This is a genomic window from Streptomyces sp. NPDC052107 (assembly GCF_040680215.1).
Lineage (GTDB): Bacteria > Actinomycetota > Actinomycetes > Streptomycetales > Streptomycetaceae > Streptomyces.
Genome location: NZ_JBFAWG010000016.1, coordinates 1 through 19,300 on the forward strand (window position 1 = coordinate 1; position 19,300 = coordinate 19,300).

At 71.1% G+C, this 19,300-nt stretch carries 18 protein-coding genes and 1 tRNA gene; 7 read left to right on the plus strand and 12 right to left on the minus strand.

Annotation, left to right across the window (positions count from 1 at the left end):
• Positions 1–91 precede the first annotated feature (91 nt).
• The 8 genes from AB0M27_RS19530 to AB0M27_RS19565 form a co-directional block, all read right to left on the minus strand.
• Positions 92–781, minus strand: coding sequence for an LPXTG cell wall anchor domain-containing protein (locus tag AB0M27_RS19530; protein WP_365723104.1), 690 nt, complete (start codon positions 779–781; stop codon positions 92–94).
• 126 nt (positions 782–907) lie between these two features.
• Positions 908–1,423 carry a hypothetical protein gene (locus tag AB0M27_RS19535; protein WP_365723105.1) on the minus strand — a complete coding sequence of 172 codons (516 nt, stop codon included), beginning with the start codon at positions 1,421–1,423 and terminating at the stop codon, positions 908–910.
• A gap of 93 nt (positions 1,424–1,516) precedes the next feature.
• Positions 1,517–2,119, minus strand: a complete 603-nt coding sequence (pth, locus tag AB0M27_RS19540) for an aminoacyl-tRNA hydrolase (protein ID WP_365723106.1) — start codon at positions 2,117–2,119, stop codon at positions 1,517–1,519.
• 92 nt (positions 2,120–2,211) lie between these two features.
• On the minus strand, positions 2,212–2,808 hold the full coding sequence (locus AB0M27_RS19545) for a 50S ribosomal protein L25/general stress protein Ctc (protein WP_365723107.1): 597 nt from the start codon (positions 2,806–2,808) through the stop codon (positions 2,212–2,214).
• Positions 2,809–3,018: 210 nt separating this feature from the next.
• Positions 3,019–3,999 carry a ribose-phosphate diphosphokinase gene (locus AB0M27_RS19550; RefSeq protein WP_365723108.1) on the minus strand — a complete coding sequence of 327 codons (981 nt, stop codon included), beginning with the start codon at positions 3,997–3,999 and terminating at the stop codon, positions 3,019–3,021.
• Between the two features lie 153 nt (positions 4,000–4,152).
• On the minus strand, positions 4,153–5,601 hold the full coding sequence (gene glmU / locus AB0M27_RS19555) for a bifunctional UDP-N-acetylglucosamine diphosphorylase/glucosamine-1-phosphate N-acetyltransferase GlmU (RefSeq protein WP_365723109.1): 1,449 nt from the start codon (positions 5,599–5,601) through the stop codon (positions 4,153–4,155).
• A 131-nt stretch (positions 5,602–5,732) separates the two neighbouring features.
• A tRNA-Gln gene (locus tag AB0M27_RS19560) sits at positions 5,733–5,808 on the minus strand.
• A gap of 15 nt (positions 5,809–5,823) precedes the next feature.
• Positions 5,824–6,684: a hypothetical protein gene (locus tag AB0M27_RS19565; RefSeq protein ID WP_365723110.1), complete on the minus strand. Its 861-nt coding sequence runs from the start codon at positions 6,682–6,684 to the stop codon at positions 5,824–5,826.
• A 166-nt stretch (positions 6,685–6,850) separates the two neighbouring features.
• On the opposite strand from AB0M27_RS19565, the gene AB0M27_RS19570 reads away from it, so the two are divergent.
• Positions 6,851–8,164, plus strand: coding sequence for a histidine kinase (locus AB0M27_RS19570; protein ID WP_365723111.1), 1,314 nt, complete (start codon positions 6,851–6,853; stop codon positions 8,162–8,164).
• A 121-nt stretch (positions 8,165–8,285) separates the two neighbouring features.
• Here AB0M27_RS19570 and AB0M27_RS19575 read toward each other — a convergent pair whose 3' ends face one another.
• Both AB0M27_RS19575 and AB0M27_RS19580 read right to left on the minus strand, forming a co-directional pair.
• Positions 8,286–8,819: an SUKH-3 domain-containing protein gene (locus AB0M27_RS19575; RefSeq protein ID WP_365723112.1), complete on the minus strand. Its 534-nt coding sequence runs from the start codon at positions 8,817–8,819 to the stop codon at positions 8,286–8,288.
• Between the two features lie 79 nt (positions 8,820–8,898).
• Entirely contained in the window at positions 8,899–9,414 is a 516-nt protein-coding gene (locus tag AB0M27_RS19580; protein ID WP_351807343.1) for a YwqJ-related putative deaminase, read from the minus strand.
• Between the two features lie 265 nt (positions 9,415–9,679).
• Between AB0M27_RS19580 and AB0M27_RS19585 the strand changes: the two genes are divergently transcribed.
• From AB0M27_RS19585 to AB0M27_RS19610, 6 genes are all read left to right on the plus strand, one after another.
• The gene (locus AB0M27_RS19585) at positions 9,680–10,699 is read left to right on the plus strand and encodes an SMI1/KNR4 family protein (protein WP_365723113.1); all 1,020 of its coding nucleotides are present in this window, start codon (positions 9,680–9,682) and stop codon (positions 10,697–10,699) included.
• A gap of 10 nt (positions 10,700–10,709) precedes the next feature.
• On the plus strand, positions 10,710–13,637 hold the full coding sequence (locus AB0M27_RS19590) for an SUKH-4 family immunity protein (RefSeq protein WP_365723114.1): 2,928 nt from the start codon (positions 10,710–10,712) through the stop codon (positions 13,635–13,637).
• 63 nt (positions 13,638–13,700) lie between these two features.
• Positions 13,701–14,624 (plus strand): RNA polymerase subunit sigma-70, encoded by a 924-nt coding sequence (locus AB0M27_RS19595; RefSeq protein ID WP_365723115.1) that lies wholly within the window; start codon positions 13,701–13,703, stop codon positions 14,622–14,624.
• 116 nt (positions 14,625–14,740) lie between these two features.
• Positions 14,741–15,298 carry a dihydrofolate reductase family protein gene (locus AB0M27_RS19600; protein WP_365723116.1) on the plus strand — a complete coding sequence of 186 codons (558 nt, stop codon included), beginning with the start codon at positions 14,741–14,743 and terminating at the stop codon, positions 15,296–15,298.
• Positions 15,295–15,612, plus strand: coding sequence for an EthD family reductase (locus tag AB0M27_RS19605; RefSeq protein ID WP_365723117.1), 318 nt, complete (start codon positions 15,295–15,297; stop codon positions 15,610–15,612). Before AB0M27_RS19600 ends, AB0M27_RS19605 begins: the two co-directional genes overlap by 4 nt.
• Positions 15,613–15,762: 150 nt before the next feature.
• Complete coding sequence (locus AB0M27_RS19610; protein ID WP_365723118.1) at positions 15,763–16,650, plus strand: cellulose-binding protein; 888 nt, start codon at positions 15,763–15,765, stop codon at positions 16,648–16,650.
• Positions 16,651–17,063: 413 nt separating this feature from the next.
• Here AB0M27_RS19610 and AB0M27_RS19615 read toward each other — a convergent pair whose 3' ends face one another.
• Together AB0M27_RS19615 and AB0M27_RS19620 are read right to left on the minus strand one after the other, a co-directional pair.
• Positions 17,064–18,710, minus strand: a complete 1,647-nt coding sequence (locus AB0M27_RS19615; RefSeq protein ID WP_365723119.1) for a cation acetate symporter — start codon at positions 18,708–18,710, stop codon at positions 17,064–17,066.
• The gene (locus AB0M27_RS19620) at positions 18,707–19,186 is read right to left on the minus strand and encodes a DUF485 domain-containing protein (RefSeq protein WP_365723120.1); all 480 of its coding nucleotides are present in this window, start codon (positions 19,184–19,186) and stop codon (positions 18,707–18,709) included. The genes AB0M27_RS19615 and AB0M27_RS19620 overlap by 4 nt, the downstream gene beginning before the upstream one ends.
• Between the last annotated feature and the right edge of the window lie 114 nt (positions 19,187–19,300).

Sequence of the window (19,300 nt, forward strand, 5' to 3'; positions counted from 1 at the left end):
GACGACGGCCATGACCGAGCCGATGCCGGCGTGGTTCTGCAGCCCCCGAGGTCGTACGACCCCGGGGGCACCCTTTTGTTTCGGCAGTGGGTCAGCCGCGCGCCTTCCGGCGCCGCACCACCAGGTAGCCGCCCGCACCGACCAGCACGGCCGCGGCACCCGACAGCGCCGCCACCGGAACGCCGTTACCCGTCTCGGCGAGACCACCGCCACCGCCCTGCACGGACGGCGAGGAGGACGGAGCGGGGGACGACGAGGACGCCGAACCGGAGGCCGACGAGGACGGCGCCGACGACGCGGACGCCGACGAGGACGGCGCCGGGGACGCGCTCGACGTCGCACCGGCCGACGGCGTACCGCCACCGCCGCCGGAGCCCTGGCAGTTCGTCCAGAACACCTTGTGCTTGGCCGCGCCCTTCTCGCCGTCGAAGTTCCAGAACAGCTTGTAGTGCCCGTCGGGCAGCGTCATGTCCGACGTGCGGCCGTGGCCGTCGGCGTCCAGGGACAGGGCACCCGACTTCACCGTCGTGCCCTTCGTCCCGCCGGTCGGGGCCCACACCTCGATGTGCCAGTCGACCTGCTGGCCGCCGTCGAAGTGGAAGGCATCCAGGTAGAACGAGCACACGTGCGGCTCATTGCGCTGGTCGTACTCGTCGGTCGTGGACTTGTGGATCTTCACATCGCCGTTGTCACCGGGCGGAGTGGCGTGCGCCGCGGGCGCGAGGAACAGCGCCGCCGACAGACCGGCGGACACCGCGCCGGCACGGATGAGGGTACGCATGGGACTAGTCCATCTTCGAGTGGCCTACGGGGAAGATGTGGAGGGGGCGACCCAGCTTCCAACTCCCGCTGACCCAGGGTCAATCACGAAGACACAACACCTGCACGGCACCACCGGCGCACGGAGTCACGAACCGGCGGACACCGCCAGGAAAGCCCCCGTCAGCAAAGCCACCCCACACCCCGCCAGCACCCACGCCACCCGCGTCAGCCGCATCCCGCCGGCCACCACCACCGACGCCAGCAGCAACGCCCCGCCCAACGGCACCCACGCATAGAGGATCCCCGCCGGACCCGAACGCACCGCGTCCCCCGTACCCGGCTTCAGCACGACGTCGTACGTCCGCCCCTTGCGCACCGCGACCGACTCCGCGATCTCCACACGCGCGCGTGCCCGCGCCCCCGCCGACGTCGGAGTGAAGGGACCACTGCAGGTGTCGTGCGCACACGCGGTCACCCGCACCGTGCCCTGCTCACGCCCCTTGGCCAGCATCACGTGCTGCGCGGTCCCCCAGGAACCCCACACCCCGGCGAACAGAATCAACGCGGCGAGGGCACCCATCGCCGCGACCCGCCCCAACCGCAACGCGGTCACGGAGGCCTGGCGAGCAGAGCTGGCTGTGGCAGGCATGGCCGGGATCATTGGCCATACCGCCGCGACCGGTCAACTCACCCAGGAACCAAAGCCGTACAAGTCACCAGTTGTACGGCGCTCCGCACACCCCCCCTCGCACGCTCACGAGTTGTACGCGCTCTGCGCCCGCTCCAGCCCCTCGATCACCAGACACTCCACCGCGTCCGCCGCACGGTCCACGAAGTAGTCCAGCTCCTTGCGCTCCGCCGACGAGAAGTCCTTCAGCACGAAGTCCGCCACCTGCATACGACCCGGAGGCCGGCCGATCCCGAACCGCACCCGGTGATAGTCCGAACCCATCGCCTTCGTCATCGACTTCAGACCGTTGTGGCCGTTGTCACCACCGCCCAGCTTCAGCCGCAGCGTGCCGTAGTCGATGTCCAGCTCGTCGTGCACGGCCACGATGTTCGCCACCGGCACCTTGTAGAAGTCCTTCAGCGCGTTCACCGGACCACCGGACAGATTCATGTACGACATCGGCTTCGCCAGGATCACCCGCCGGTTCGCCGGCCCCGCCGGACCGATCCGCCCCTCCAGCACCTGCGCCTGCGCCTTGCCCGCCCGCTTGAACTTCCCCCCGATCCGCTCCGCGAGCAGCTCCACCACCATGAAACCGACGTTGTGCCGGTTCATGGCGTACTCCGGCCCGGGATTCCCGAGCCCGACGATCAGCCAGGGGGCACCTGCGGGGGTGGTCACGTCCATGTCTCCTTGATGCGCGCCAGCCGCCGCTCCCCGCGAGGGAGAGCGGCGGCTGAACGAATGATGACGACGTCAGAGGACGACGCCGGAGAGGATCAGGCCTCGGCCTGCTCCTCGCCCTCCTCGGCGGCCTCGCCCTCGGTCTCCTCGGCCTGGGCCTGCAGCACCTGCAGAACGACAGCGTCCTCCTCGACGGCCAGGGTCACACCGCTCGGCAGGGTGATGTCCTTGGCGTGCACGGAGGCACCGGCCTCCAGACCCTCGACGGAGACGGTGACGGCCTCGGGGATGTGGGTCGCCTCGGCCTCGACCGGCAGCGCGGACAGGACGTGCTCCAGCAGGTTGCCACCCGGGGCCAGCTCGCCCTCGGCGTGCACCGGAACCTCGACCGTGACCTTCTCGCCACGCTTGACCAGCAGCAGGTCCACGTGCTCCAGGAAGCCCTTCACCGGGTCACGCTGCACGGACTTCGGGATCGCCAGCTCGTTGGTCTTGCCGTCGATGTCCAGGGAGATCAGGACGTTCGGCGTACGCAGGGCCAGCAGCAGGTCGTGACCCGGCAGGGTCAGGTGCACCGGCTCGGTGCCGTGGCCGTAGAGAACAACCGGAACCTTGCTGTCACGGCGGATGCGACGGGCCGCACCCTTGCCGAACTCGGTACGGGTCTCGGCGGCGAGCTTCACCTCGGACATGTTGATCACTCCTCGTAGGAACTCGGAACGGACGTGGTCACCCGGCCACGAACGGCCTGCTACGAAGAGCGCGTCGATAACGGACCGCCGTACCCCCGTCAGAAACGGAGTACGGCCTCCCTCGCCGAGCAACTGCAGCAGTTTACTCGGACCGGGAGGCCGCACCCAAATGGATCTTCGGCTACCTCACACAGTGGGGCCGCAGAAACCTCACTGCTCGTCGAACAGGCTCGTCACCGAACCGTCCTCGAACACCTCACGCACCGCACTCGCGATCGTCGGAGCGATCGACAGCACCGTGATCTTGTCCAGATCCCGGCCCAGCTCCGCCGGCGTCGGCAGCGTGTTCGTGAACACGAACTCACCCACCCGCGAGTTCTTCAGCCGGTCCGCGGCCGGACCCGACAGCACACCGTGCGTCGCGGTGACGATCACGTCCTCCGCACCGTGCGCGAACAACGCGTCGGCCGCGGCACAGATCGTCCCACCAGTGTCGATCATGTCGTCGACCAGGACACAGACACGCCCCTTGACCTCACCCACGACCTCGTGGACGGTCACCTGGTTCGCCACATCCTTGTCACGCCGCTTGTGCACGATGGCGAGAGGCGCACCCAGCCGGTCACACCAACGGTCCGCCACCCGCACACGCCCGGCGTCCGGCGACACGACCGTCAGCTTGTCCCGGTCCACCTTCTCGCCCACATAGTCGGCGAGCAGCGGCAGCGCGAACAGATGATCCACCGGCCCGTCGAAGAAACCCTGAATCTGATCCGTGTGCAGATCCACGGTCAGAATCCGGTCCGCCCCCGCCGTCTTCATCAGATCGGCGATCAGACGCGCCGAAATAGGTTCACGACCCCGGTGCTTCTTGTCCTGCCGTGCGTAACCGTAGAACGGCACGATCACCGTGATCGAGCGAGCCGACGCGCGCTTCAGCGCGTCGATCATGATCAGCTGTTCCATGATCCACTGGTTGATCGGAGCCGTGTGGCTCTGGATCACAAAGCAGTCCGCACCACGCGCCGACTCCTGATAACGGACGTAGATCTCACCGTTCGCGAAGTCGAAGGCCTTCGTCGGGACGACCCCGACACCCAGCTCGTGGGCGACCTCCTCGGCAAGCTCGGGGTGGGCGCGGCCGGAGAAGAACATCAACTTCTTCTCGCCGGTCGTCTTGAACCCGGTCACAGCACTGTCTCCTCAGAGGTTGTCTCAGCCAGCCGACTGCTCACACGACCCCCCGTCAGGGCGTGAAGGGCCGTATCCGCTGGTAAGGGTGCGGGTGCACGCGTGCGATGTGCACTTATCACGGTACGCCGTGTTTGACGTACCCGTTTCCGGTCAGGCCTCTTTCTCACCCCTCCGGGACGCCGCCTCGGCCGCCTTCGCGGCCGCGCTCCCCGGACGCTTCCGAGCCACCCAACCCTCGATATTCCGCTGCTGACCACGGGCCACGGCCAGCGAACCGGGCGGCACATCCTTCGTGATCACAGACCCCGCGGCGGTGTAAGCACCGTCCCCGACCGTGACAGGAGCCACAAACATGTTGTCCGACCCCGTCTTGCAATGCGATCCGACGGTCGTGTGGTGCTTGCTCTCACCGTCGTAGTTCACGAACACACTCGCCGCACCGATGTTCGTGTACTCACCGATCGTCGCGTCACCGACATAGGAGAGATGCGGCACCTTGGTGCCCTCACCGATCGAGGCGTTCTTCGTCTCGACGTAGGTCCCGATCTTGCCCTTGGTGCCGAGACGCGTCCCGGGCCGCAGATACGCGTACGGCCCCACACTCGCCTCCGCCCCCACAACCGCCCCGTCGGACACGGTGTTGTCCACCCGTGCCCCAGCACCCACCTGCGTGTCCTTCAGCCGGCTGTTCGGACCGACCTCGGCACCCTCACCGAGATGGGTGGAGCCGGTCAGCTGCGTGTTCGGATGAACGACGACATCCCGCTCGAAAGAGACGGTCACATCGACCCAGGTGGAGGCAGGGTCGACGACGGTGACGCCGTCGAGCATCGCGGCGGTCAGCAGCCGGTCGTTGAGGACCCGGCGCGCCTCGGCCAGCTGCACCCGGTTGTTGATCCCGGCGATCTCCCGGTGATCGCCGGCCATGGAAGCGCCGACACGGTGACCGGCCTCGCGCAGGATCCCGAGCACATCCGTGAGGTACTCCTCACCCTGGCTGTTGTCCGTCCGCACCTTCTTCAGCGCGTCCGCCAGCAACTGCCCGTCGAACGCGAACACCCCGCTGTTGATCTCCCGGATCGACCGCTGGGCGTCGGTCGCGTCCTTGTGCTCCACGATCGCGGTGACCGCACCCGTCACCTCGTCCCGCACGATCCGGCCGTACCCGGTCGCGTCCGGCACCTCGGCCGTCAGCACGGTCACGGCGTTGCCGTCGGTGGCGTGGGTCTCCGCGAGCTGCTTCAGGGTGCCGGCGGTGAGGAGCGGCGTGTCCCCGCAGACGACCACGACGGTCCCGTCCACGGCCCCGCCGAGCTCCTCCAGACCCATGCGCACGGCGTGCCCGGTGCCGTTCTGCTCCGCCTGTACGGCCGTCCTGGTGCCCGGGTCGATCTCCGTGAGGTGGGCGGCGACCTGCTCACGGGCGTGGCCCACGACCACGACCAGGTTCTCCGGATCCAATTCACGGGCGGCGGCCAGCACATGGCCCACGAGGGAACGGCCACAGATCTCGTGCAGGACCTTCGGTGTGGCCGACTTCATACGGGTGCCCTCACCCGCTGCGAGAACGACGACGGCTGCCGGGCGGATGGCGCTCACGGGATTGCCCTTCGGCTGTGGGTGAGTGGGGGTGACAGCCGCAGGATACCGGGGTGCTGCTTGGGGGAGGTGAGAGTGGGCCCTGACGGGGCTTTCGCCGGTCAGGGCCCGAACCTGGGTTTTGTGTGCTGTGGCTCCCCCGCAAGGATTCGAACCTTGTCCTGCTAGATCCAAAATCTAGTGTGCTGCCTGTTACACCACGGGGGAACAGCGCTTCAGACCTTACCCGAGACGTGCCTCGGCCTGGGCCACGATTCCGTTCCACCAGCCTTCGATGCGGTTGTACAAGTGGGCGCTCCTGGCCACGACGATGACCAGACAACCGTGGTAGTCGTCTCCCGTGTTCTTGCGGACCGTCTTCGGGTTGTGCTTCTTCAGCGTCGGCTTGGCGAAGATCGAGGTGTCGACGTCGGCCACGGCCGCCCAGAAGCGGTGAGCCGCCTCGACGTCTGCCGACTCGTGGATGAGCAGCCGGAAAGTCAGGCGCTCGCGGCCCACCTCGAGCAGGTCCAGCCAAGCCAGATAGGTCTTGATCACGCCGGGGTCGCTGTTGACGAAGACCGCGCGCTCGCGGCGGTCGTACGGTTTGCTCTTCGACCCTTCGGCCCAGTAGAGCGCGATACCCGCCACGAAAAGGTCGCGATCGGTGAGTTCTTCGATCTCTCGCAGCGCGGCTACCTTGGTCTCCTCGCGCTTCTCCCTCTCTGTGGCCCTGCGCCGTGCCAGGCCCTCTTGCATGAGCGCGCGTTGTTCTTCCGGTGTGTACCGGGGCTCAGGCCTCGGCAGATCCCGCACCCACAGCGATGCCGAACTCCGTGAGCATCCCAGTTCCGCCTCGATCTGGTCGTACGTCCAGCCCTGGAGCCGTAGCTCCCGAGCCTTGGCCCGCAGGTCGTCCTTCGCGTTCGGCCGCTTCGTCCACTCCGGCGGCGGTTCGCCCTTCACCAGCTGGTTGAGGATGTCGTTGTTGAAGATCTTCAGCTCGTCGCGGATCTGCCGGAGGCTGTAGCCGGCCCGCCGCAGCACGACCGCCCGCTCCCGCAAGCTCTCGAAGTCGGCGTACCTGCCAGGTGAATGTGCCATGGACACACCGTTCGGCCGGAATGATCGGTTCCGAGGTCGAACAGGAGGAGTTCACCAGTTCGAGTGATTCCGGCGGGTTCCGAGGTCGCTCGGTTACCGAGCGTGGTGTGTGGAGGTCGGTGAAAGTCACCGGAAAAGCCGCAGCCCTCGCCCGTAGGCTGGAGGCATGACCACGACGGGGGAAGAGCACACCACGGCCCTGACCGGGCCGTGGTGGTGGGCCAGGTGGCGCAGTGCGGTGCTCGACGGGAGTCTCGCGCTGGTGTCCGCCGTGGAGTGCGGCGCGGAGGGTGTTCCGTTCGCCCGGGATGCCGGCATTCCGCTGGCGGTGGGGATCGTTTTCGGGGTGATCGCAGGGTCCGTGTTGCTCGTACGGCGGAAGTGGCCGATCGCCGTCGTGCTCGTGGCCATCGCGATCACGCCCGCGCAGATGGGGTTCCTGCTCGGGATCGTCGGCCTGTACACGCTCGCCGCGTGTGAACTGCCGCGCCGGGTCATCGGGGCGCTGTCGGGGATGTCGCTGGTGGGGACGGCGGTCGTGACGTTCGTGCGGGTGCGGCAGGACATGGCGCGGGGCGATCTGACGCTGGGTGACTGGTTCGTGCCGTTCGCGGCGGTGACGACGGCGTTGGGGCTGACGGCTCCGCCGGTGCTGCTGGGTTTGTATGTGGGGGCGCGGCGGCGGTTGATGGAGAGCCTCAGGGAGCGGGCGGACAGTCTGGAGCGGGAGCTTCAGTTGCTGGCCGAGCGGGCGGAGGAGCGGGCCGAGTGGGCGCGCAACGAGGAGCGGACGCGGATCGCCCGGGAGATGCATGACGTGGTCGCGCATCGGGTGAGTCTGATGGTGGTGCATGCGGCCGCGCTTCAGGCGGTTGCGCGGAAGGACCCCGAGAAGGCGGTGCGGAACGCGGCGCTGGTGGGGGACATGGGTCGGCAGGCGTTGACCGAGTTGCGGCAGATGCTGGGGGTGCTGCGGGCGGGGGAGGATCCGGTGCGGCGTGCTCCGGGGGTGCCGTTGGCGGCGGTGGGGGAGGCGGCTGCGGCTGCGGCTTCCCGGGTGGCCGAGGCGGACGGTGCGGTGGAGGGGCCGTGTCTGTCGGAGCTGGAGGAGTTGGTCGGGCAGTCGGCGGCCGCGGGGATGGTCGTGAATCTGTCGGTGGAGGGGGAGGTGCGGTCGTATGCGGCTCGGATCGAGCAGACGGCGTACCGGGTGGTGCAGGAGGCGTTGACGAACGTCCACAAGCATGCGGCGGGTGCGAAGACGCATGTGCGGTTGGCGCATCGGGTGTCGGAGATCGCGATGCAGGTGGAGAACGAGCCGCCGCCGGAGCCGGGGTCGGCGTCGGCGGCGGGGCTGCCGTCGGGTGGGAACGGTCTGGTGGGGATGCGGGAGCGGGTCGTGGCGCTGGGTGGTGTGTTCGTGTCGGGGCCGACGGAAGCGGGGGGTTTCCGGGTGTCGGCGGTGATTCCGGCGGCGTGAGGCGCGCTTGTCCAGGGGTCCGCTTGTCCAGGGGTCCGCTTGTCCAGGGGCCCTGGTCGGCGGCGTAGGACCTCGTGCTCCCGGAGTCCCGGCTGGCGGGGGCCTGCCTGTTCGGGTGGTGTCAGCCCGTCGTGAGGCGTACCGGCTCGATGCCGGTGATGAGGGTGGTGAGGGCGTGGTCGATGTGGGGGCCGACGTACCAGTCGCCGGTGTGGTCGAGGGTGTAGACGCGGCCTTCGGTGTCGATGGCGAGGACGGCGGCGGTGTCGGTCTCTTCGCCGAGAGGGCAGAGTTCGGTGCCGAGGGCGCGGCCGAGGTCGCCGAGGGTGCGGGCGTGGTGGCGGCCGTGGAGGGGGTCGAGGTGGAGGGTGGCGGGGGCGATCTGGCGGCCGGGGCCGGTGGGGGTGATGGTCAGGGCGCCGAATTCGGCCCATGCTTCGACGGCGGCGGGGAAGACGGTGTGCCGGTGTCCGGCGGGTGAGGTGTGTTCGCGCAGGGCGTCGGCCCAGATTTCTGCCTGCTTTATGTCCCAGCGTCCCGGTTGCCAGCCGGCGGCGCGCAGGGCGGCGTCGACGAGTACGGGGAAGCGGGGTGGGTTGGCCCCGTGCTCGTGGCGGGTGGCCGGCTTGGGAGTGGTGGCGTTGTCGGGGTGCATCTGCCCTTCGTTCGTCGTGCCTGCGGGGTGGTGCTTCGGTCGTCGTGTCTGCGGGTCGTACTTCGGTTGACGGTGGTTTTCAGCCGTCGGTTGCCGTGGGGTCGACGATGCGGACGCCGAAGTGGGCGCTGAGGGCGGTGCAGGCGCGGCAGGGGGTGGCGAAGCTGCCGTGGAGGGGGTCGCCGTCCTCGCGTATGCGGCGGGCGGTGAGTTTGGCTTGTTTGAGGGCTTTGCGGGCTTCGCCGTTGGTCATGGGTTTGCGGGCGGCGCGTTTGCTGCGTGCGGCGTCGGCGGCGGTGAGGTGCCGGGAGATGAGGATGGTTTCGGCGCAGCGGCCGGTGAAGCGGTCGCGTTCGCCGCTGGTGAGGGTGTCGAGGAAGTCCTGGACGAGGGGGTGGAGGGCGGGGGGTTGGTCGCCTCGGGCGGCGGTGCCGGTGAGGGTGGCGCCGCGGACGGAGAGGGCGGCGGCGACGGTGGGCAGGATGCCGTCGCGGCGGTGGCGGAGGGTGGGGGCGGGGGGTGTGTCGGTGCCGCTCCAGCCGATGCGTGGGTCGCCGGACCGCACGTCCGTACCTCCGGTTCGCAAGGCGTTCATGATCGTTTTCCCCTCCCCGGGCATCCCCCCGAAGGACACAGGGTGCCAAATGCCGTGGGTGGTGGGGAAGCTGGGGCGGTGCGACACGCCCGGGTCGGGGCTGGTCGTCACGGTGGGGTGACGGCTGGTCACGGAAGCGGAGGGGTGGTTTCCCCGTGCGTGCGGTGGGCCGGTGACCGGGGTTCGCGTACCGCATAGGCTGTCGGCATCCGCGATCGACACCGCCGTTTTAAGGCCAGAGAGAACGCCGCAGGGGGCTACCGCCATGACGACAGGTCGGCTCGGGCAGCAAGCCGCGCCGCCGAACGCGGCCTACGCCGGGCAGGTCGTGCATTTTCCGGATCCGGTCCGGGCGGCGCGTCACCCGAGAGGGGTACGGGTCGATGAGCGTGGTTACCCGGATTTCTCTCCGTACGCGCGCGTGGCGGTGGAGATCGCCGAGCCGCCGGAGGGTTTCGGTGTCGACGAGTTGCGGCTGACGGACTATGTGTCGGCGAACGCGGCGTTGGCCGCGGAGCGGCACGAGTTGTGGGACACGGTGCCGGATGTGGCGACGCCGCACGGCTGGACGTGGCATCACGTGGCCGGGACGCGGCGGCTGGAGCTGATTCCGGTCGAGGTGAAGGCGTTGCTGCGGCATCACGGTGGGGTGGCGACGGCGGCGGTGGACCACGGCAAGCGGGGGACGCGGCCGTTGCAGGAGACGAGGCCGGCGCATTTCGGGCTGCCGAAGTCGGGTGTGGCGGTGACGGAGGCACAGGTTCAGGGTGTCGAGGAGGATCTCGGCTACCGGCTTCCGGGCGCGTATCGCTCGTTCCTGAAGGCGGCGGGCGGGTGTGCGCCGGTGGGTACGGCGTTGGACGCGGAGTTGGGTCTGCTGCTGGACCAGCCGTTCTTCACGGTGCGTGAGGAGGCGGCGGTCAATGACCTGGTGTATGTGAACAAGTGTCTGCGCGACCATCTGACGAAGGATTACCTCGGGGTGGTGTTCGTGCAGGGCGGGTTGCTCGCGGTGAAGGTGAGGGGCGAGCGGCCGGGTTCGGTGTGGTTCTGCGCGTACGACGATGTGCGTGATGCGGATCCGTCGTGGTCGCCGGCGGAGCGGGTGGAGCGTCTGCTGCTGCCGTGCGGTGATGATTTCGACGCCTTTCTGTCGCGGCTGGCGGGCAGTCCGCCGGAGTTGGAGACGGTGGCGAATCTGATGGTGGACGGCGGCTTCGCGCGTGTCGTCCCGGTGTCTTCCGGTTCTTCCGGTGCGGCGTCTTCCGGCTCGGTGGGGGAGTGAGCTTCAGGCGATGGTGACCTACGCGCAGGCGCAGGAGCGCGCCGAGGAGTGGATCAACGGTGACGTGCCCGCGTACCAGCATCGTGAGGTGCGGGTGCGGGAGTTCGAGCTGGGTTTCGTGGTGTGGGGCGAGGACCGGGCGGAGGGTCCGCGTTCGGACGCCGGTGCGCAGCGGCTCGTGATCGCCCGGGACAGCGGGGAGGCGACGCTGTGGCCGGGGCTGCCGGTGGGTGAGGTGATCCGCCGGTACGAGGAGGAGTACGGGCGTGCGGATGAGCCGCAGGACGCGGTTCCGGCGCCGGCTGCCGCGCGGATGGATCTGAATCAGACGTCGTTCCTGCTGACTCCTCCGGAGTGGTTGCAGGAGGCGGCGGACAAGCTGGGCATCGGGGACCGGCGGTCGGCGGGCGAGGACGCTTGGGGTGCCGGGGCTGGTGCTGGTGCGTCCGGTGCCGGTGCCGGTGCCGGTGTCGGTGCCGGGTCCGGTGTCGGTCGTGGGGCTTCGTCCGGTGGGACGGGGCCGGCGGAGACGCAGGCCGGGGTGCCGCAGGGTGTGCCCGGTGTTCCCGGGGCGCAGGCTCCTGTGAACGCGCCTTCCGCGGATGTGCCGGTGGGGGCGACGCCCTGGGCCGGTACGGACACGAATGCGGACTCCGGTGAGGACGACCGTTCGGTGCCGTTGCCCGCGACGGTGTTCGCGCCGCCGCTGGGCGATGCCGACGACGAGGCTCCGTGGCCGCCGGTGAGCGCGCCGGATGCGAAGACGGCGTTGGTGTCGGGGGGCAGCCAGCTGCCGCCGACGGCGGTCGCGCCGGCCCTCGACTCTTCGAACGCGCCGGGCGCGCAGGGCTTCCCGCCGGGCGCGCCGGGTGCCCCGTCCGCCCCTGGGGCGCCCGCTGCCCCTGGGGCGCCCGCTGCCCCTGGTGCGCCTGGCGTTCCGCAGGGCGGTACGCCCCCGCCCGGTACGCCTCCGTACGGCTATCCGCAGCCGCCGGCGGCTCCCGGCACGCCTCCGCCGGGCGTAACCGCGTACCCGCCGGCGCCCGGCACTCCGCTTGCGCCCCCCGCGGCTCCCGGTGCGCCGGGTGCTCCGCAGGGCAGCACGCCCCTGCCGCCCCCGGGCGCGCCGACCTACGGCTATCCGCAGGGCCCCGGCGCTCCGCAGGGTGCTCCCGGTTACGGCTATCCGCAGGCGCCGGCGCCGGGTGGTGCGGCGGGTGCGCCGCAGCCTCCGGCCGACACGGGTGCCTCGGCGCGGCGGCTCGCGCCGAACGCCGGGGACATCGCCGATGCCGCGACGAGCAAGGCCGCGCCGCCGCCGAAGAAGGCGCGCGGTGGTGTGGGTGCGCCGCCTCCGCCGCCGGGTGCCCCCGGTACGCCGGGCGCACGCCCGGGGAGCGCCCCGACGCCTCCCGCGCCGGGCGCGCCCGCCGGTGGGTACGTGCCGACACAGCTGGTGTCGGCGCTCGGGCCGGAGGGGCCCGAGGGTCCCGGTGGTGTGGGTGCTCCGAATGCTCCGGGCGCCCCCAATCCTCCTGCCGCGCCTCTGGGCAACGTGCACCACGCGGCCACGGTGCTGGCCGACCCCAGCCAGCTGGGCGGGGGCGCGCCGCAGCCTCCGGTCGCCCCGGGTGCGCCGAACCCGCCCGGTGCTCCGGGCGCTCCCGGCATGCCTCCCGCGCCCGGCGCCCCGCAGCCGCCGAGCGCCCCTGTCGGTCCCGGTACGCCCGGCGCCCCGGGCGGTGGCCGCGGCGCCGTGCACCACGCGGAGACCGTGCTGGCCGCACCCCCGGTGACCGGTCCGGGCGCGCCCCCGCCGCCGCCCGCCCCCGGCACGCTCGGTGTGCCGGGCGCCCCCGGTATGCCGCCGGGCGTTCCGGGTGCGCCGCAGCCGATGCCGCCGGGTGCGGTGCCGCCGGGCGCGCCCGGGCAGCCGCCGGCGTACGGGTATCCGCAGCAGGGGCAGCCGACGGTGGGTCCGGGCTATCAGGCCGTGCTGCGCTATCGCGCGCGGGACGGCTCGGAACAGCAGCTGATCCGGCGTTCGGCGCCGGGTACGCCGCATCCGGAGTGGCAGATCTTCCACGAGCTGCGGGCGATGAACGTGCCGCCGGACCAGGTGCTGGAGCTGCACACGGAGCTGGAGTCGTGCGAGCTGCCCGGCGCCTACTGTGCGCGGATGATCCGGGAGCAGTGGCCGCAGGCGCGGATCACGAGCATCGCGCCGTACGGCACGGACCATGCGAGCCGGCAGCAGGGCATGCAGCAGCTGCTGGCGCACCAGGGCGAGTTGCACCAGGTGGCGGACGGTCCGGCGCGGCCCGCGCCGGTGCGGGCGCCGTTGCCGCCGGTGCAGGTCGCGCCGCCCGTCCCGCCGGAGGGCATCGCGCAGGAGCTGGCGGCGGCGTTCGGGCCGGGGATCTTCCGGTTCGAGCAGCAGGCGGTGTCGCGGCAGGGTGTGCCGCCGATCGTGGCACACACGCTGGTCGTGGCCGGTCTGCCGGTGGACATGGGCCCGTTCTTCTGGGCGCAGGCCCAGCCGGGCAGGCCCGTGCCGACGCTGGCGGAGCTGGCGGCCGAGCGCGGGGTGCAGCCGGCCTCGGACGCCGGCTCGTACCTCGTCATGGGCACCGACTTCGGCAAGGCGATCTGTGTGCAGTACGGCACGGCGAACATCGTGGCCGTACCCGTCGAGGCAGGGCCGGGCGGGGCTCCGGTGCCGCCGCAGTTCGTGAACACCGGTCTGCCGGAGTTCGCGCGCTGCCTGGCGCTGCTGGGCCGGATGTGGCGCCTGCGGTTCGGGCTGAACCAGGAGCAGGCGGGCCGCTGGACCGTCGACTTCCAGGCGCAGCTGGCCTCCCTGGACCCGGCGGCGCTCGGTTCGCCGGAGAGCTGGTGGTCGGTGCTGCTGGAGCAGATGTGGGACGGCCTGCTGTAGGCGCGTCGTCCGGACGTTGGCGGATCATGCCCTTCACGCGCGCGTGAAGGGCATGATGGGCCGGTGGACTTCGAGCCGTACCGGGGTGAGCTGGTGGCGTACTGCTACCGCATGCTGGGCTCGTTCCACGAGGCCGAGGATCTGACGCAGGAGACGATGCTGCGGGCCTGGAAGGCGCGGGACCGCTACGACGCCACGCGCGCGTCCGTGCGGACCTGGCTGTACCGGATCGCGACCAACGCCTGTCTGAGCGCGCTGGAGAGCCGTTCGCGCCGCCCCCTGCCGTCCGGGCTGGGAGCGCCCTCGGACGATCCCGGTGCGCCGCTGACACCGGCGCCTCAGGTGCCGTGGCTGGAGCCGTTCCCCGAGGCGCGGTTCGACGTGGAGGCGCGCGCGGACCTGCGGCTGGCACTGGTGGCGGCGCTGCAGCTGCTGCCGGCGCGGCAGCGGGCCGTGCTGGTGCTGCTCGAGGTGCTGGAGTTCTCCGCCGCCGAGGTCGCCGAGCAGCTGGACACGTCGGTGGCCGCGGTCAACAGCGCGTTGCAGCGGGCGCGCGCCGCCCTCGCGCGCGGGGACGCGATCGGCGAGGTCGGCGAGCCGGAGGATCCTGAGGTGCGGGCGGTGGTGCGGCGCTACATGCGCGCCTTCGAGGCGGCCGACGTGCCGGCGCTGGTGCGGCTGCTCACCGAGGACGCGGTCCTGGAGATGCCGCCGGTGCCGCTGTGGTATCGGGGCAGGAGGGACTACGGCCTGTTCATGGAACGGGTGTTCGCGATGCGCGGCACCGCCTGGCGAGTGGAGCGCGTGGCGGCCAACGGGCAGCCGGCGCTTGCGGCGTACGCGCCGGAGCCCGGCGGCGGGCACGCCCTCCACACCGTGCAGGTCCTGACGGTCACCGGCGGCCGGGTCGCCCGCAACGTGGTGTTTGTGTTCGCCGACCCGCGCGTCCTGACCGCGTTCGCGCCCCCTGCGCCCGCCGCCCCCTGAGACGACACGGCACCCGACGGCAACCGTCACGCGATTTCTCCGGTGGAGCGATGAGTCCGGCCGGTGTCGCCGGTAGGTACCGGTGAGCAACCGAGCCGAGCGAAGGGACCGTCGTCGTGAGTGTCGTCGTCATCGAGTTCATCAGCCTGGACGGGATCGTGTCCGACCCGGACGGGTCCGCGGGCACGCCGTACGGCGGCTGGGCCTTCCGGCACGGCCCGGAGGCGGTCGCCGGGGACAAGTTCCGGCTCGGCCGTGTGCTGGACGAAGGGGTCCTGCTGCTGGGCCGTACCACCTGGGAGCTGTTCGCCCGGCTGTGGCCGGGGCGGGACGATCCGTTCGCCGCGCGGCTGACCGCCGTACCGAAACTGGTCGCCTCCCGCGGCACCCCGGACGTGTCCGCATGGAGCAACTCCCGCCTGCTGAAAGGGGATCTGGCGGACGCCGTACGCGCCGAGCGGCGGGACGTGGTCGTCACCGGCAGCCTCGGTGTCGTGGCCGCGTTGCGGGAGGAGGGCCTGGTCGACGAGTACCGGCTGCTCACCTTCCCGGTCGTGCTGGGGCAGGGCCGACGGCTGTTCCCGGCCGGGAGCGAGCCGGCCGAGCTGGAGTGCCTGTCGGCCGAACGGGTGGGCGCCGCCGTCCTCACACGCCACGGGAGGGCCGCACGATGACGGCCCGTTTCCTAGCCCTGTACGAGACGCCCGCCGACCCCGGGGCATTCGACCGGCACTACCGCGAGGTGCACATCCCGCTGGGCCGACGGCTGCCCGGTCTGCGCCGCTACACCGTCGGCCGGGAGACGGCGCCGGTGCGCGGGGGCGCGCCGTACTACCTGGTCGCGACGCTGGAGTGGGACTCGGTGGAAGAGCTGCGCGCGGCGTTCGCCTCGGCCGAGGGGCGCGCGACGGCGGCGGACGCGGCGAGGCTGGCGGAGCTGGCGCCCGTGCGCAGCATGATCGTCACGCTTGAGGAGGACGTGCTGTAGCCGGTCCCGCCCGCCACGCCGATCGCAAAGTGCGGGATTTCGGGTGTGACGTGACTGCGGAGTGTCGCGTTATGAACACTTACATCCGGTGCATCAAGATATGCGCAAAATCATCCTGTCGTGTACGTCCGGTGGAGAGGGGTCCCCAGGGTGAGCAGCGCATCGATGTCGCCGCACGGCTTCGTGACCGTCCGGGGGCGCGGCTACCGCCCCGAGCAGGTCGACGCCTACCTGGAGAAACTGTCGTACGACCGCGACGCCGCGTGGGAACGGGCCGCGCGGCTGACCGTGCTCGCCAAGGACATGGAGGCGGAGGCCGCGCGGCTGCGCGAGGCCGTCGCCCGGCTCGCACCGCACGCGTACGAGTCGCTCGGAGAGGGCGCACGGCGGGTGTTCCAGCTCGCGCAGGAGGAGGCGGCGGACCTGCGCGAGCGCACGCGCCGTGCAGCGGACCAACTGCTCGCGCAGGCCCAAGCGCACGCCGAGGGCGTACGACGGCAGGCGCGGGAAGCGGCGAACGCGCTCCGCGCGGAAGCCGACGAACGCGTCCGCCAGCTGCTCCTCGCCGCGCGCGCCGAGGCCGACGACATCCGCGTCGGCACGCGGCACGAAGTGAAGGAAGGGCGCTCGGAGGCGCTTTCCGCGTTGCGCGAGGTACGGCAGCGCACCACCGGCATGCTCGCCGAGCAGTCCCGGGAACACGCCGAGCGGTGGGCCGAGGCCGAGCGCGAGGAGGCCGAACACCTCACCGCGCTGGACGCCCGGCACGTCGAGCGGGTGAGCCGGGCCGAGACCGCGCTCTCCGACGCCAAGCGGGCCCTCGGGGAGGCCGAGGAGTACGCGCGCCGCAGCCAGGAGGAGGCACACGCGCGTGCCGCCGAGATCATCGCCGACGCGCGCGTGCACGAGGAACGCGTTGCCCTGGAGACGGAACAGGTGCTGCGCGAGCACGGCGAGACCTGGGACGTCGTACGGGAACACATGGACCACGTGCGCAGCAGCCTGATCTCCCTGACCGGCAGAGCGACCCTGGACTGACGCCCGGTCACCCCTGGCTCAGGTGCCCGACCCGGCCGGTCGGCGTCGAGTTTGCCGGCCGTGGGTCCGGGGGCTCGCGTCGAGATTGCCGGGTGCTGGGTCGGGGGCTCGCGTCGAGCCTCAGGCCGCTGTCCCTGGCTGCCTCAGATCGAGTTGGCCGGCAGTGGGCCCAGCTGTCTCGCGTCGAACTTGCCGACCGCTGGACCGGGCTGTCTCGCGTCGAACTTGCCGACCGCTGGACCGGGCTGTCCGCGTCGAGCCTGTCGGTTGCTGCGCCCGGCCCTCCCGCGCCGAGATGCCCCGGCCCCCGCACCCGGCCCCCGCCCGGCTGCCTCAGCCGCAGCCCCCCACACGCACCTACACGCCCCAGGCCCCCATGCCCCCATGCCCCCACGCGCGCCCACGGACCCCGCTCAACTCGACTTCCGCACCGCCCCCGCCAGAATCCACCCCTCCACCGCCTCGTACTGGTGCCGCTGTTGCTCCGCCTTGGCCCGGCCCGAGGTGATCGTGCCGAGCCAGCCGAAGAGGAAGCCGGCCGGGATGGAGACGATGCCGGTCGTGGTGAACGGGAACCAGTTGAAGTCGGCGTGCGGGAAGGCCGATATGGGTGAGCCGGAGACCAGGTTGGTGCCCGGCATGAGCAGAAGCACGGTCAGCGTGCCCCCGATCAGTGTCGCCAGCAGCCCGCTGCGGGTGTAGCGGCGCCAGAACAGCCCGTACACCAGGGCCGGCGCTATGGCCGAGGCGCCGAGGCAGAAGGAGAGCGTCACCAGGGGCTGCAGGCTGTGGTGCTGCACCAGCGTGGCGAGCAGGATCGTCGGCACGCCTATGGCGAACGCCGCGACGCGGGCGAGGGCCATCTCGCGCCGGGCCGGCATCTCCTGCACACGGGCCGCGAACACGTCGTGGGCAAGGGAGTTGGCGCAGGCGAGGATCATCCCGGCGACCGAGGCGAGCAGGGTCAGGAAGATCGCCGTCGTCACCATGGTGAACAGGAAGGTCTCCGCCGTGGACACGTCCGCGCCGAAGACCGCCCGCGAGCCCAGCAGATACGCGGTGTTGCCCTGCGGATCGGCCCGGGCGATCACGGCACGGCCGACCAGCGCCGTGGCGCCGAACCCGACCACCGTGACGACCAGCACGAACAGCGCGACGATCGACACCGCCCAGGACATCGAGCGGCGCACCTGGCGGGCGCTGGAGGCGGTGTACATGCGCATGGTGATGTGCGGCAGACAGGCGCCGCCGAGCACCACCGTCAGCTCCGAGGCGACCATGTCCAGGCGGGATTTGCCCGACGTGCCGAACTCCAGCCCTGAGCGTAGGAAGGCAGGCCCGGCGCCGCTCTGCCGCGAGGCCGCGGTGAACAGCGCGCCCGGATCCCAGTCGAAGCGGCGCAGGATCAGCACGGCGACCACGGCGCCCGAACCGACCAGCATCACGATCTTCAGGATCTGGATGAGCGCGGTGCCCTTCATGCCGCCGATCGCCGCGTAGGCGATCATCAGAGCGCCCAGCGCGACGACGCACGCGGTCTTCAGCGACTCGTCGGTGAAGCCCAGGATGAACGTCATAAGCTGCCCGGTTGCGGCGAGTTGGACCAGCATCAGCGGCAGCAGCGCGGCGATCGTCACCGCGCAGGCCGTGATGCGCACGCAGCGGCCCGGCAGCCGGCGGGCGAGCGCGTCGCCCATGGTGAACCGGCCCGCGTTGCGCAGCGGTTCGGCCAGCAGGAACATCAGCAGCATCAGCGACAGCGCGGTGCTCAGGGCGAGGACGACTCCGTCGTAGCCGCACAGGGCGATGATTCCGCCGGTGCCGAGGACGGTGGCCGCGGAGATGTAGTCCCCGGCGATGGCGAGGCCGTTGCGCAGCGGGGACAGGGAGCCGTAGCCGGTGTAGAACTCGTCGAGGTCGTCGCGGTCGGGGCCGGTTATCACGCACAGCAGCAGGGTCACCGTGGCGGCGGTGGAGAAAGCGACCAGGGACATGGACTCGGCCGAGCCGCTGAAACCGGCGAAGCCTCCTACCGCCGGAGTGCCGGCGGCGGCGGTCATCGGGCCGCTCCCCGGCGTGCGGCCAGTTCGGCCTGCTTGCGGATGCGGTCCGCGAGCGGATCGACGTGCCGGCGCGCCGTGTGCTCGTACAGGGCGATCGCGAGCCAGGTGACCGGGAGTTGGATCAGGGCGAGCAGCAGACCGGCGGGGATGCCGTCGGCGACCGTGCGCGTCATCACGCCGGGCGCGGTCGCGGACAGCACCAGGAACAGCGTGAAGTAGCCCAGCGCGGTGAGTGTGGCCGTACGCCGCTGCCAGCGGTAGGCGCTGCGCAGCACCCGCAGGTCGCTGTGGTGGCCCACGGGTTCACGGGGCGGCCGGCGGTCCGGGCCGGGCGGCGGCGGGGGAGCGGGCTGCCAGGGGTAGGTGAGGTGGGGCCGGTCGTACGGGGGGCGGGGCCGGTCGTACGACGGTGGGGAGGTGTCGTAGAACGGCCGGGGCGAGTGGTACGAGGGGTGTGGCGGGTCATAGGACATCCCGGGGCTCCTTGCGTGGCTCGGGTCCGTGGCGGCGGACCGCAGGGAGGTGGGGGGAGCGGAGCCACGCACGCTACTCGCGGAGTCCGGGGCGCGCGGCGTTTTCACCAAACT